The following is a 12,502-nucleotide window of genomic DNA, read 5'->3' as shown; positions in this document are numbered from 1 at the left end:
AGGCGCGGTCAAACAAATCACTGAATCGCCGCCACCGGCTGCGCGGCCAACTGCCGGCTCGCTGCCTCCAGTGGAGCGGGGTTGGCCCAGTCGGCGGCCTTGAAGTCGCGGCGGATCAGGCCGTAATTCTTCGCGGCCGTAATGGACGCATCCAGGCGGCCGAGGAAATCGGCATCCAGCTTCGGTGACAGCACTTCCACCAGCGGCCGGTCCTGGTATTCGCTCTTGAAGATCACCGCCGGGTAGCTGGCCTGCTTCGATACCAGCTCGATATAGGCATCGCGGTTGGCCTCCGCACTGGCCCATTGCACGGCCTGCAGCTGCACCTTGAGCAGGCGCTCGGTGATGTCCGGGTGGGCGTCGACGAATTCGCCGTTGCCCACCAGCAGCGCCTGCAGGGTGCCGGCGCCGCCGAGGTCGCGGGTGTTCAGCGGGATTTCCGCCAGGCCCTTGTCGCGCAGGGCGAACAGGCCGGCCAGGCCCCAGGTGGCGTCGATCTGCTTGGCCGCCAATGCCGCGAGGGCCGCGCTGAAGTCCAGGTTGATCACCTTCAGGTCCTTCTCGGTCAGGCCGGCGCTGGCCAGGGCGTTGTCGAACGACAGCTGGCTGGCGGTGCCGCGGAAGATGCCGACGCGCTTGCCCTTGAGGTCGGCCAGGGTCTTGATCCCCGAGCCCGGCTGCACGCCCAGGTAATGGTTCACGCCGCGCGCGGTGGCGGCCAGTACGCGGCTGTCCAGGCCGCTGGACTTGCCGATGATCGCCGCCAGGTCACCCAGGTAGGCGAAGTCCACCTGGCCGTTGGCGAAGGCTTCGTTGACCACCGGGCCCGCACCCTTGAAGAAGCTCCATTTCACCTGGATGCCGTCCTTGGCGAATTCCTTCTCCAGCAACTGGCGGGTGTAGAGGATGTCCACCACGCCGCCGCCGGAGTGGTTCTGCCCGGCGCTGACGTCGGGCACGGCGATGCGGATTTCCTTCACCGGGTCGGCGGCCTGGGTGACCAGCGGGTAGGCGCCGAGGAGGCCGGCCAGCACCGGCGCGGCGAAGAGGGACAGCAATTGAGTAGTGAGGGCCTTCATGGCGCCTGCCTCCTGCAGTGGGGGAGCGCGTGTGGCTCCGGCGAGCGCACTAAAGGCATGGGGCTGTTCATCAACAAAATAATAAAAATGCATTTTTTAGAAACTGTTCGAGCTAAGCGAGGGATTACAGGGCTTCGCGGGCAGATGCCCGGCGGGCATAAAAAATATTCGGCGAATGCATTGGATGAGCACCGGCACCTTCCCTTAAATGACCTGTGTTAGCTCATAAATGCATTGATATAACTATTTATATTCCAATGAAGAATATTACGAAGCCCTATCGCCTTGCTCTTCCCAGCCCCCGCCTGAGGCCTTCCACCTTCGGTTGGCGCGGGCTTGACCCCATCCTGCCGTGGCTGGTGCCGATGGCCATTGCCGTGCTCTGGTGGGCCGCCAGCCACCGTCACTGGATGTCCGCGCAGATCCTGCCCACGCCCGAACTGGTGCTGCAGGCCGGCCGCGAGCTGCTCGCCGGCGAGCTCTGGCAGCAACTGGGCATCAGCCTGAAACGTCTGCTCTGGGGCCTGCTGGCCGGCATCCTCAGCGGGCTGGCACTGGGCGCCTGGCTCGGCTTCAGCCGCCGCGCCGAGCGTCTGGTGCTGCCCACCTTCAGTGCCCTGGCGCAGGTTCCGACCCTCGCCTGGATTCCGCTGTTCATGCTGTTCTTCGGCATCGGCGAGCTGCTCAAGCTGGTGGTGCTGATCAAGGCGATCATCGTGCCGGTGACGCTGCACACCCTGGTCGGCGTGCGCGATGCCCAGCCGCGTCTGCGCGAGGCCGCCGCCGTGCTGCGCCTGCCGCGCCGTTTGTTGCTGTGGCGGTTGATCCTACCGGCGGCACTTCCGGCGTTCCTCACCGGTGTGCGCCTGGCACTGGCGCAGGGCTGGACCTCGTTGCTGGCCGTGGAACTGCTGGCTTCCAGCGAAGGCGTCGGCTACCTGATGGTGCAGGCGCGCCAGCTGTTCATGCTCGACATCGTGTTCGTCTGCATCCTGGTCATCGGCCTGGTGGGCGCGGCCATGGACCGTGGCATCCAGGCGCTGGACCGGCGTCTGGTGCACTGGCCGCAACAGGCCGCAGGAGAGTTCCGGAGAAGCACGGCGGGGCAGGGCTGGGAACGCCTGCAACCCTGGCTGTTGCCGCTGGCCTTGCTGGCGATCTGGCAGGCGGCGAGCGCACTGCAGTGGGTCGATCCGGCGATCCTCGCCAGCCCCGCGTCGGTAGCCATCGCGCTGTGGAACGGCCTGTTGGACAACAGCCTGACCACCGCACTGCTGGCCAGCCTGCAACGCACGCTCGCCGGCCTGCTGCTGGGCGGCTCGCTGGGCTTCCTGCTCGGGCTTGGCCTGGGCTTGTGGCGCCCGGCGGAACGCTTGCTCGGCCCGTCTTTCGCCGCGCTGCGGCAGGTGGCGATATTTGCGTGGGTGCCGCTACTCACCGCCTGGTTTGGCCTCGGTGAGCTGGCGAAAGTCGTGTTCGTCGGCCTGGCTGCCTTCTTCCCGCTACTGCTGGCTACCCAGCGCGGCATCGCCAGCCTGCCGGCGCAACTGAGCGAAGCAGCCATCGCGCTGCGCCTCTCGCCCTGGCAGCGGCTGCATCGGTTGGTGCTGCCGGGGGCTGCGCCCTCGGTGTTCGCCGGGGTGCGTCTGGCGCTGATCTACGCCTGGCTCGGGACTATCGGCGCCGAGTACTTCATGCCCTCGGACGGTGGCATCGGCAGCCTGATGATCGGCGCGCAACAACTCTTCCGCATGGACCTGGTCGGCGCCGGCATGTTGCTGGTCGGCCTCACCGGAGCTCTGCTGGCCGCCTTCGGCCAGCGCATCGAAGCGCGGGTGACGCGCTGGAGACACGCATGAACGCTTTCGCATCCCAGGCTTTGGTGAGCTTTCGCCAGGTCGCCAAGAGTTTCCCCGTGGACGGCCGCGAACTTCAGGCCATCGAGCGTTTCGACCTGGAAATCGCCGACGGCGAGTTCATCGCCATCGTCGGCGCCAGCGGTTGCGGCAAGTCCACGCTGCTGCGGCTCTTGGTGGGACTGGACCGCGAGTTCCAGGGCGAGATCCGCATCGACGGCGCGCTCATCGACGGTATTGGCGGCGAGCGCGGCATCGTGTTCCAGGAGCATCGCCTGTTTCCCTGGCTGAGCGTGGAGCAGAACGTTGCCCTCGGTCTGGTCAACGAACCGCTGAGCGAGACCGGCAAGGCCGCACGTGTCGCCGATTACCTGCAGCTGGTGGGCCTGACCGCCTTCGCCCGCGCCTATCCGCACCAGCTTTCCGGCGGTATGGCGCAGCGCGTGGCGATCGCCCGCGGCCTGGTGGCCAGCCCGCGCATCCTGCTGCTGGACGAGCCCTTCGGCGCGCTGGATGCGCTGACCCGCCAGCAGTTGCAGGAGGAGCTGCTGCGTATCCGCCAGCGCGAACGCATTACCACCGTGCTGGTGACCCACGACGTCGAAGAGGCGCTGTTCCTCGCCGATCGCGTGGTGGTGATGGCGCCGCGCCCGGGTCGCATCAAGCGCATCGTCGAGGTGCCGCTGAAGCATCCGCGCGAGCGCGGTGGCTACGACTTCCTGCGCCAGCGCGAGGCGCTGCTGCACGAGCTGACGGGCGAGGGTGACTACGTCGCGCCGCAGCTCAAGCGGGTGGAAGACCTGCCGTTCGAGTTCATTGCCTGCTGACCTGAAGAACCCCCACCCCAGCCCTCTCCCAGAGGGAGAGGGAGCCGTCCTTTGCCAACCGGGAAGCACGGAGTTGATCCTCGTGCCGATCAGTCCCCTCTCCCTCCGGGAGAGGGTTAGGGTGAGGGCGCTCTGGAAACACTGACCATCAGAACGAGAGCCACCATGAGCAAACGCCCCAATTTCCTCGTCATCGTCGCCGACGACCTCGGCTTCTCCGACCTCGGCGCCTTCGGTGGCGAGATCGCCACGCCGCACCTGGACGCCCTGGCCCTCGACGGCCTGCGCCTGACCGACTTCCACACCGCGCCGACCTGCTCGCCGACGCGCTCGATGCTGCTCACCGGTACCGACCACCACATCGCCGGCATCGGCACCATGGCCGAGGCGCTGACCCCGGAGCTGGAAGGCAAGCCGGGCTATGAGGGCTATCTGAACGACCGCGTGGTGGCGCTGCCGGAGCTGCTGCGCGAGGCCGGCTACCAGACACTGATGGCCGGCAAATGGCACCTGGGCCTGAAGCTGGAGCAGGCGCCCCATGCGCGCGGCTTCGAACGCTCGTTCTCGCTGCTGCCGGGCGCCGCCAACCACTACGGCTTCGAGCCGCCCTATGACGAGAGCACGCCGCGCATCCTCAAGAGCACACCGGCGCTGTATGTCGAGGACGACCAGTTCATCGAGGAATTGCCGGCGGACTTCTATTCCTCCGATGCCTTCGGCGACAAGCTGATCGACTACCTCAAGGAGCGCGACCAGAGCCGGCCGTTCTTCGCCTACCTGCCGTTCTCCGCGCCGCACTGGCCATTGCAGGCGCCGAAAGAAGTGGTCGACAAGTACCAGGGCCGCTACGACGCCGGCCCCGAGGCGCTGCGCCTGGAACGCCTGGAACGGCTCAAGCAGCTGGGCCTGATCGACGCCGACGTGAAGGCGCATCCGGTTTTGGCAATCAGCAAGGAATGGGCGCGCCTCACCGAGGAGGAAAAGGCGAAATCGGCGCGGGCCATGGAGGTCTACGCGGCGATGGTCGAGCGCCTGGACTGGAATGTCGGCCGTGTCGTCGAGTACCTGCGCCAGCAGGGCGAGCTGGACAACACCTTCGTCCTGTTCATGTCCGACAACGGCGCCGAGGGCGCGCTGCTGGAAGCCTTCCCGCGCTTCGGTCCGGACCTGCTGAGCTTCCTCGACCAGCACTACGACAACCGCCTGGAGAACATTGGCCGCGCCAACTCCTACATCTGGTACGGCCCGCGCTGGGCCCAGGCGGCCACCGCGCCGTCGCGGCTGTACAAGGCCTTCACTACCCAGGGCGGCATCCGCGTGCCGGCGCTGGTGCGTTACCCGGCGCTGCAGCGCCAGGGCGAGATCAGCCACGGGTTCTCCACGGTGATGGACATCACCCCGACCATCCTCGACCTGGCCGGCGTGCGCCATCCGGGCAAGCAGTGGCATGGCCGTGAAGTGGCCGAGGTGCGCGGCAAGTCGTGGCTGGGCTGGCTCTCCGGCGAAACCGAGCAGGCCCACGACGAGAAGACCGTCACCGGCTGGGAGCTGTTCGGCATGCGCGCCATTCGCCAGGGGGACTGGAAAGCGGTGTACCTGCCCGCGCCGGTCGGCCCGGCGACCTGGCAGCTCTACGACCTGGCGAGCGACCCCGGCGAGACGCGGGACCTGGCCAAGAGCGAGCCGGCGAAGCTGGATGCGCTGATCGAGCACTACAAGCAATACGTCAACGAGACCGGCGTGATCGACGCGCCGCCACCGTTCCTCGCGCGCTGATCGCCAGCGTCCCGCAAAGCCCCGGCGCCTTTGGCTCCGGGGCTTTTTTCATGGCGCGCCCGCGGTGACCCGCCGGTAAAAAACCCTGAACTCATCGAGGTGCTCCTGTCCCAACAGGTAGATGCAAGTCCGAGGTGGCCCGCGTTGGCAGCACCAGCGCGCGGAGGCCCTTTACCTGAGATGAGGAGTGAACCTTCATGGCCAAACAACATGGCAGAGAAGCTGGCAAAGAAGCCGGCAAGCACAGCGAACTGGCGGGCACCGACACCATCGACCGCGGCAACCACAACGACAAGCTCGACCAGCTGGAGCGCTACCGCGAGGACGCCACCGGCAAGGCGCTGACCACCAACACCAACGTGCGCATCGCCGACAACCAGAACAGCCTGCGCGCCGGTGAGCGCGGGCCCTCGCTGCTGGAAGATTTCATCCTGCGGGAGAAGATCACCCACTTCGATCACGAGCGGATTCCCGAGCGCATCGTCCATGCCCGTGGCGCAGCGGCCCATGGCTACTTCGAGTGCTACGAGGACTGCAGCGCGCTGACCAGGGCGTCCTTCCTCGGCAAGGCCGGCAAGCAGACGCCGGTGTTCGTGCGCTTCTCCACCGTGCAGGGCCCGCGTGGCTCGGCGGACACCGTGCGCGACGTGCGCGGCTTTGCGGTGAAGTTCTACACCGACGAGGGCAACTACGACCTGGTGGGCAACAACATGCCGGTGTTCTTCATCCAGGACGCCATCAAGTTTCCCGACTTCGTCCATGCGGTGAAGCCCGAGGCGCACAACGAGATGCCTACCGGCGGTTCGGCCCATGACACCTTCTGGGACTTCGTCTCGCTCACCCCGGAGTCCGCGCACATGGTCATGTGGGCCATGTCCGACCGGGCGATTCCCATCTCCCTGCGGAGCATGCAGGGCTTTGGCGTGCACAGCTTCCGGCTGATCAATGCCGCCGGGGAAAGTTCGCTGGTGAAGTTCCACTGGCGGCCGAAGTCCGGCGTCTGTTCGCTGCTCTGGGACGAGGCGCAGAAGCTCGCCGGCAAGGACCCGGACTTCCACCGCCGCGCGCTGTGGGATGACATCGAGAGCGGTGACTACCCCGAATGGGAGCTGGGCGTACAGGTGATCCCCGAGGCCGATGCGGACAAGTTCGACTTCGACCTGCTCGACCCGACCAAGCTGGTGCCCGAGGAGCTGGTGCCGGTGAAGCTGCTCGGACGCATGGTGCTCAACCGCAACCCGGACAACTTCTTCGCCGAGACCGAGCAGGCCGCCTTTCACCCCGGTCATATCGTCCCCGGCATCGACTTCAGCAACGACCCGCTGCTGCAGGGCCGGCTGTTCTCCTACACCGACACCCAGTTGCTGCGCCTGGGCGGGCCGAACTTCAACCAGATTCCGATCAACCAGCCGCTGTGCCCGTTCCACAACAACCAGCGCGACGGCCTGCACCAGCACATTGTGCACAAGGGCCGCGCGGCCTATGAGCCGAACTCCATCGACGGCGGCTGGCCCAGGGAGACGCCAGCGGCGGCGCGGCAGGGCGGTTTCAGCAGCTACCACGAACTGATGACGGGAACCAAGGTGCGGGTGCGCGCCGACTCCTTCGCCGACCACTTCACCCAGGCGGCGCTGTTCTATCACAGCCTCAGCGCGTCGGAGCAGGGGCACGTCGCTTCGGCCTATGTGTTCGAGCTGTCGAAGGTGGAACGCATGGCGATCCGCGAGCGCGAGGTGAACGAAATTCTTGCCAACATCTGCCCGAAGCTGGCGGAGAAAGTCGCCAGCCAGATTGGCGTGAAGGTGACCCACAAGGCCGCCAGGGTGCCGCAGCCGAAAACCTCCCCGGCACTGAGCCAGGCCAACCTGCTGGCCGGTGATATCCGTTCGCGCAAGGTGGCGATCCTGATCGCCGATGGCGTCAGCGAGCGCGACGTGAACGAGTTGCGTGATGCGCTGGAGAAAGCCGGCGCAGTCGCCAGGCTGGTCGCGCCGAGCACTTCGCCGGTGAAGGCGGAGGGCGGAGCGCAGCTGGTACCCCACGCGAGCTGGGATGGGCTGCCGTCAGTGGCGTTCGATGCGGTGTTCGTGCCCGGTGGCGTCAAGGCGACCCAGCAGATAGGTGGTGATGGGCGTGCGCTGCATTACCTGTTGGAGGCCTACAAGCACCTCAAGCCGCTGGCCTTCACCGGCGATGCGCAGGCGCTGCCAGGGCAGCTCGGCTTGTCGCCTGACGAGGGCGTCGTTCAGGGTGGCTCGGCGGCGGAGGTGTTCGCCGGCTTCGAGACGGCGCTGAAGCAGCATCGCATCTGGGCACGGGAGGCGCAGGTGGCGAAGATTCCGGCTTGATCATGCGGGAACAAAGGCCCCTCTCCCTAACCCTCTCCCGCAAGCGGGAGAGGGGACTGTTCCGAGCGTTCTGGACTACCTGTGTTGGCTAGCTGACTTCGTACTTCCCTCGCACGCCGATCGGCTCCCTCTCCTTTGGGGTGAGGGGTAGCCGGCCGCGCGGAGCCTCTTGGACTGCAGGAGCGGGCCATGCCTGCGATTGCCGTGGTGTACACCGGCCATTCCGGCATGCGCGGCAATAGTGTTCGCGGGCATGGCCCGCTCCTACAAGTCAGCCCAGCCGCTTGACCGTCAGCGTCACCGCGGCGATCCGTTCGGCCTGCTGGTAGGCGGAGCTGTCCAGTTCCTCGCCGAAGACGTCCGGGTCCATTTCCTCGTAGCGCCAGCTGACCGGCCGGTTGGCCAGCAATGCGTCCAGTTGCAGGCGCAGCGGTGCATCGCCGTTGATCACGGCCGCGCCGGTATAGAGCAGCAGCGTGCCGCCCACATTCAGACGTTGCAGCGCCGTCTCGACGATGCGTAGCGACAGCCCGCCGCCGTACTCGCCACCGCCGTGGCGGTAGGTGCGTTCGTCCGGGTCGAGCAGGTAGGGCGGGTTGGCAACTATCAGGTCGAACTGCCCGGCGATGCGCTCCAGCAGGTTGCTCTGGCGGATTTGCAGGTCATCGATGCCGGCGAGGTAGGCATTGGCGCGGGTGAAGTCGAGCGCGCGTGGGTTGATGTCCACCGCGGTGACTTCCGCCTCCGGGAAGGCCTGGGCAATGAGGATGGCTCCGGGGCCGGCGCCGCAGCCGATATCCACGGCGCGGCGCACGTTGCCGGCTTCCCCGCTCTGGAAGTACTGGTGCAGGGCGTGGGCAAAGCGGTAGGTGTCCGGGCCGAAGAACACCGCGTCGGTCTCCAGCGTCGGGTAGGCGGAGTGGGCGAACAACTGATCGTCAAGGCTTGACCAGCGCACCGCGCTGCGCCATTGGCTGTCCTGGCGTTGCAGCAGGCCGCCGGTTTCCAGCAGGGCGAGCATGCGCTCGCTGACCACCGCGTCGGGGAACAGCCGGCTCCAGCCGAAGACGCCTTGCAGGTCATCGGCCACATGGTTCTCCGGCCGGGAGTTGACCCGCGCATGGGTCGCCGGCGTGACGGTGGTGAAGCGATAGTCCTGCGCCTGCAGCTCCTGGCCGAGAGGGACCAGCGCCTCGAGCCGTGTGTCGAAGAATGAAGTCATGGTTCGATCCCCAGTTTGTCGGTGTAGATGCGCGTGGCCAGCAGCCCGGCTGGCGTCCAGTGGCGATGCGGGGCCATCAGGGCGACCAGGCGATGCATGCGGTTGCGCGGCGAGAGGGTGGATAGCTCGTTGAGCAGGGCGCGCTCCTCGGTGGCGAACTCCGAGCGCACCGACGGTTGCGCCGCGCTGGCCTTCTCGCTGCCGCTCCATGGATTGTGCGGCGCCGGCTCACTCCAGTCGCCGGCGATCCAGTCGTGCAGCAATTGCCGCTCATACGGGTTGAACACGCCGAACATGGCGGCGCTGTCTCCGGCTATCAGGCTCCAGAGGCGACTGTGGGCAGGGTCCTGGTGACGCTTGATCCAGCCCAGCTGTTGCAGCGCGGCGAGAAATTCGCCCATGCGTCCGGGCCCGGCCATCCACTGGTTCACCGTGCGCCCGCCGATGCGCGCACGGTCGTCGTGCATCTGCCTGGCGAAGGGCCGCTTGCGTTCGAGCATGGCGACCACTTCGGCGTGGAGGTTGAAGCCATCGAGCAACTGCTGGTTGGAAAGGCCCGTGTCATTGAGGCGGTAACCGGCGTGCACGCGACGCAGGAAGGCGCCGCGATCGGCCAACTGCGGCAGGTTGGCCTCCAGCGCCTGCAACGCCTTGCGGCCGTGGCCGGTGGCGGCGTTGTCGATGGTTACGTGCAGGCGGAAGTACTCCGGGTCAATACCCAGTTCGCGCAGCTCGCCGCTGGTGATCATCAGATGCAGCGGCGGCACCTCGTAGCCCAGGTTGTAGCCCAGCACTTCGGGCAGGTAGTCGTCGGCGAGATAGCCCAGCGCCAGTTGCAGGGTGCCTTGCACGAAGTGCGCGTCGCTCAGCTCGGGCGGCGCATCGCAGCCGAGGCTGCCGAGCAGGCGCTGGTAGATCAGTACATGGTTGCGCGCGGGAATCCCGTGGCCCATTTCCTCCAGGCAGGTGTGCACCAGCGGCAACAGGCGCGGATCGCTCCAGTGTTCGAGTACGCCGTAGAGCCAGGCGCCGTCCACCCGCTTGGTCGGGGCGCTGGCCTGGAGGAAGTACAGGGCGTGGGAGCGGTTGGTGAAGTGCCGGCGTGGCGCGCCTTCGCGGCGGTCGCGCAGGTAGGCGGCATAGCCCTGGGCGCTGCGCGCGACACGGTTGGCCAGCCAGTCGGTCCAGCGCTGCGGGTCGGCGGGCAACTCGTCGTCGCGGGCGTTCTCCCGGTCCAGCTGGGTTTCGAGAAAGTTGGCGGCGCCTTCCAGATGATCTTCCGGCGCGCGTAGCAGGGCGTGATAGAGGTCGCGGGTGGAACTGTGCTCGCGGTACGAGGCGACAGCATTCCGGGAGGCGGGTGGCGTCATGCGGGGCTCCTCGTGCGAGAAAGTGGGAGGCTTTCTTCTGCGAGTGGGCTGGCCGGCAAAGGTTTCAAGTAAACGCCGAGCTGTCCTGCGTCGATGTCCCCCGGTAAGAGCGGGCCATGCCCGAGATCTCGCACAGGTGCGTAGTACAGGTCGGCTCCGGTGGTGGGAGAAAGACTGAACGCCGCCTGCCGCGCCGCGTCCCAGCCATATCTGCCACGCCGCGAGGTTCGCCATGCCAGCACGCCCCGCGCTGCCCCGATTCGGTATCGAGGAGGAGTTCTTCCTGCTTGAACCCGCCAGCCTGGACCTGGCCCGCGCGGTGCCGCTGGGCTTTTCCCACGCCTGTCGCGGTGTGCTGGGTGAGGAGGTGGCGGAGGAAATCTTCGAATGCCAGTACGAACTGGTCAGCCCGGTGCTGCGCCGGATCGACGAAGCCGCCGAGTTTCTCGATGCCCGCCGCCGCTCCCTGCGCGCGGTCGCACAGTCCCACGGCCTGGAAACCCTCTGCGTAGCGGCCCATCCCTTCACCCGTCTGCACCTTCAGTCCGCAGCCTTCCGCCCACGCTACCGGCGACTGTTCGAGGAGGAGGGTACGGTGGCGCGGCAAAGCCTGCTCAGTGGGCTGCACGTGCATGTGGAGGTACGCGGCATCGACCGGGTGCAGGTGATGAATCGCGTGCTGCCCTGGATGCCGCTGCTGCTCGTCCTGAGCGCGTCCTCGCCGTTCTGGGGAGGCGGCGATACCGGGCTCGCCAGTTATCGGCAGTCGCTGTGCGGGGAGTGGCCGCGCATGGGGCCACCGCCGTCATTCACCGATGAGTCGCAGTGGCGGCGCTACGCTGCCTTGCTCTTGCAGTACGGCCTGATGGACGAACCCGGCCACACCTGGTGGTTCCTGCGGCCCTCGGTGCGCTACCCGACCCTGGAGCTACGCATCAGCGACGCCAGCCCGCGAATCGACGACGCGCTGTGCATTGCCGGCCTGTTCCGCCTGCTGGTGACCCAGGCACGCGGCGCGGCTGCTGTTGCGGACCCTGACTGGCAACGCGCGCTGCTGGCGGAGAACTTCTGGCAGGCGCGCCGGCATGGCTGCGCCGGGCACTTTCTGCTGGCGGAGGATCAGGTGGTCAGCGCGCGGCAGTGGCTGGAACGGGCGAAGTTCGCCGTCGGCGACTGGCTGGACGACGAAGGGGAGCGACTGTTCGCGCGTGCGGCCACGATCATCGCGGAAGGCAGCAGCGCTGACCGACAGCGCGCGGTCCGCAAGGCGGCTCTGGACGAAGGTAAAACGGAAATGGCAGCGTGGCGCGCGGTGGTGCGCCATCTGCAGGAAGAGAACCGGCGGCCGCCCGACTGCTTGGACTGACGACGGCCACCGGAATACCTTCCCTTTCCCTGTATCGACTTATGCCGGCCCTTCCTTGAGGCCGTCCTGATGGGCGGCGGACAGGTGCGGCTCCTGCCGGCTGTCCTCCGGTTCGATATCCACCAGTTCCTCCAGCGACTCCTCGCGGGTCACTTTCGGATCGGGGTCGGGTGTATCCACGGGTGTCTTCATGGTTGCCTCGCTGGCCGCGCCTATTTGCCGGAAAGGGCCCGCAGGCGGGCGCCGGCTACCACCACCTTGCGCGGTCGGTGGGTGGGGTTCACCGGGACGAAGGTCTGCAGTTCGATGCGCTTGAGGAACCAGTCCACGTTGTCTTCCTCCAGCGGTCCCTCGATGGTCATCAGGTCGCGGCGGATGCGCTCCACCAGGTTGTTCAGCAGCACGGCGCTGGATTGCTCCTCCTGCTGGATGACGCGGGAGATCAGGCGCTTGCCCCTGGCGTTGCGCAGGTTGATCAGCACCGTGCCGTCGGGGCGGTTGAAGAACTGCGGACGGTAGTCGGTGAACAGGTGGCTCAGGTGTTCGATGGCAGTGTCGCGGCAGCTGGACATGTCTCTCCCTCCCGGTGGTTGGCAAAAGCCAGCGCGCTGGCTCGAGCCAGGTACGCTGCATCATGCGTTCCAGACCGTGCGGAACT

Annotated in this window: 10 protein-coding genes; 5 read left to right on the top strand and 5 right to left on the bottom strand. The window is 66.8% G+C overall.

The features are described 5' to 3' along the window. Positions 1–17: 17 nt before the first annotated feature. The gene (locus ABKS89_RS17275; protein ID WP_348586267.1) at positions 18–1,079 is read right to left on the bottom strand and encodes an ABC transporter substrate-binding protein; all 1,062 of its coding nucleotides are present in this window, start codon (positions 1,077–1,079) and stop codon (positions 18–20) included. Between the two features lie 257 nt (positions 1,080–1,336). Here ABKS89_RS17275 and ABKS89_RS17270 point away from each other — a divergent pair, with 257 nt between their 5' ends. The 4 genes from ABKS89_RS17270 to katE all read left to right on the top strand — a co-directional run bounded on the left by ABKS89_RS17270 (position 1,337) and on the right by katE (position 7,886). Then, complete coding sequence (locus ABKS89_RS17270; RefSeq protein WP_518300946.1) at positions 1,337–2,938, top strand: ABC transporter permease subunit; 1,602 nt, start codon at positions 1,337–1,339, stop codon at positions 2,936–2,938. Beyond that, positions 2,935–3,762 carry an ABC transporter ATP-binding protein gene (locus ABKS89_RS17265; RefSeq protein WP_348586264.1) on the top strand — a complete coding sequence of 276 codons (828 nt, stop codon included), beginning with the start codon at positions 2,935–2,937 and terminating at the stop codon, positions 3,760–3,762. The genes ABKS89_RS17270 and ABKS89_RS17265 overlap by 4 nt, the downstream gene beginning before the upstream one ends. A 165-nt stretch (positions 3,763–3,927) precedes the next feature. Further along, on the top strand, positions 3,928–5,538 hold the full coding sequence (locus ABKS89_RS17260; protein WP_348586263.1) for an arylsulfatase: 1,611 nt from the start codon (positions 3,928–3,930) through the stop codon (positions 5,536–5,538). A 197-nt stretch (positions 5,539–5,735) separates the two neighbouring features. Beyond that, positions 5,736–7,886, top strand: coding sequence for a catalase HPII (gene katE / locus ABKS89_RS17255; protein WP_348586261.1), 2,151 nt, complete (start codon positions 5,736–5,738; stop codon positions 7,884–7,886). 271 nt (positions 7,887–8,157) lie between these two features. Here katE and ABKS89_RS17250 read toward each other — a convergent pair whose 3' ends face one another. Both ABKS89_RS17250 and ABKS89_RS17245 read right to left on the bottom strand, forming a co-directional pair. Then, entirely contained in the window at positions 8,158–9,108 is a 951-nt protein-coding gene (locus ABKS89_RS17250; protein ID WP_348586260.1) for a methyltransferase, read from the bottom strand. Further along, entirely contained in the window at positions 9,105–10,478 is a 1,374-nt protein-coding gene (locus tag ABKS89_RS17245) for an iron-containing redox enzyme family protein (RefSeq protein WP_348586258.1), read from the bottom strand. The genes ABKS89_RS17250 and ABKS89_RS17245 overlap by 4 nt, the downstream gene beginning before the upstream one ends. 232 nt (positions 10,479–10,710) lie before the next feature. Here ABKS89_RS17245 and ABKS89_RS17240 point away from each other — a divergent pair, with 232 nt between their 5' ends. Further along, positions 10,711–11,844, top strand: coding sequence for a YbdK family carboxylate-amine ligase (locus ABKS89_RS17240; protein ID WP_348586257.1), 1,134 nt, complete (start codon positions 10,711–10,713; stop codon positions 11,842–11,844). A 39-nt stretch (positions 11,845–11,883) separates the two neighbouring features. Here ABKS89_RS17240 and ABKS89_RS17235 read toward each other — a convergent pair whose 3' ends face one another. Next, positions 11,884–12,036, bottom strand: a complete 153-nt coding sequence (locus tag ABKS89_RS17235) for a hypothetical protein (protein WP_171039405.1) — start codon at positions 12,034–12,036, stop codon at positions 11,884–11,886. Positions 12,037–12,056: 20 nt separating this feature from the next. Then, a complete protein-coding gene (locus tag ABKS89_RS17230) occupies positions 12,057–12,416 on the bottom strand; it encodes a DUF3509 domain-containing protein (RefSeq protein WP_138214333.1) in 360 nt (119 codons plus the stop codon). Positions 12,417–12,502 lie beyond the last annotated feature (86 nt).

The organism is Pseudomonas sp. LABIM340, from assembly GCF_040017195.2.
Lineage (GTDB): Bacteria > Pseudomonadota > Gammaproteobacteria > Pseudomonadales > Pseudomonadaceae > Pseudomonas.
This window is presented reverse-complemented; position numbering and strand designations above follow the sequence as displayed.

Coding starts and splice junctions, on each gene's coding strand:
- ABKS89_RS17240 (WP_348586257.1), top strand. CDS start 10,711: ATGCCAGCACGCCCCGCGCTGCCCCGATTCGGTATCGAGGAGGAGTTC.
- ABKS89_RS17275 (WP_348586267.1), bottom strand. CDS start 1,079: ATGAAGGCCCTCACTACTCAATTGCTGTCCCTCTTCGCCGCGCCGGTG.
- ABKS89_RS17265 (WP_348586264.1), top strand. CDS start 2,935: ATGAACGCTTTCGCATCCCAGGCTTTGGTGAGCTTTCGCCAGGTCGCC.
- ABKS89_RS17250 (WP_348586260.1), bottom strand. CDS start 9,108: ATGACTTCATTCTTCGACACACGGCTCGAGGCGCTGGTCCCTCTCGGC.
- katE (WP_348586261.1), top strand. CDS start 5,736: ATGGCCAAACAACATGGCAGAGAAGCTGGCAAAGAAGCCGGCAAGCAC.
- ABKS89_RS17245 (WP_348586258.1), bottom strand. CDS start 10,478: ATGACGCCACCCGCCTCCCGGAATGCTGTCGCCTCGTACCGCGAGCAC.
- ABKS89_RS17260 (WP_348586263.1), top strand. CDS start 3,928: ATGAGCAAACGCCCCAATTTCCTCGTCATCGTCGCCGACGACCTCGGC.
- ABKS89_RS17235 (WP_171039405.1), bottom strand. CDS start 12,036: ATGAAGACACCCGTGGATACACCCGACCCCGATCCGAAAGTGACCCGC.
- ABKS89_RS17230 (WP_138214333.1), bottom strand. CDS start 12,416: ATGTCCAGCTGCCGCGACACTGCCATCGAACACCTGAGCCACCTGTTC.
- ABKS89_RS17270 (WP_518300946.1), top strand. CDS start 1,337: ATGAAGAATATTACGAAGCCCTATCGCCTTGCTCTTCCCAGCCCCCGC.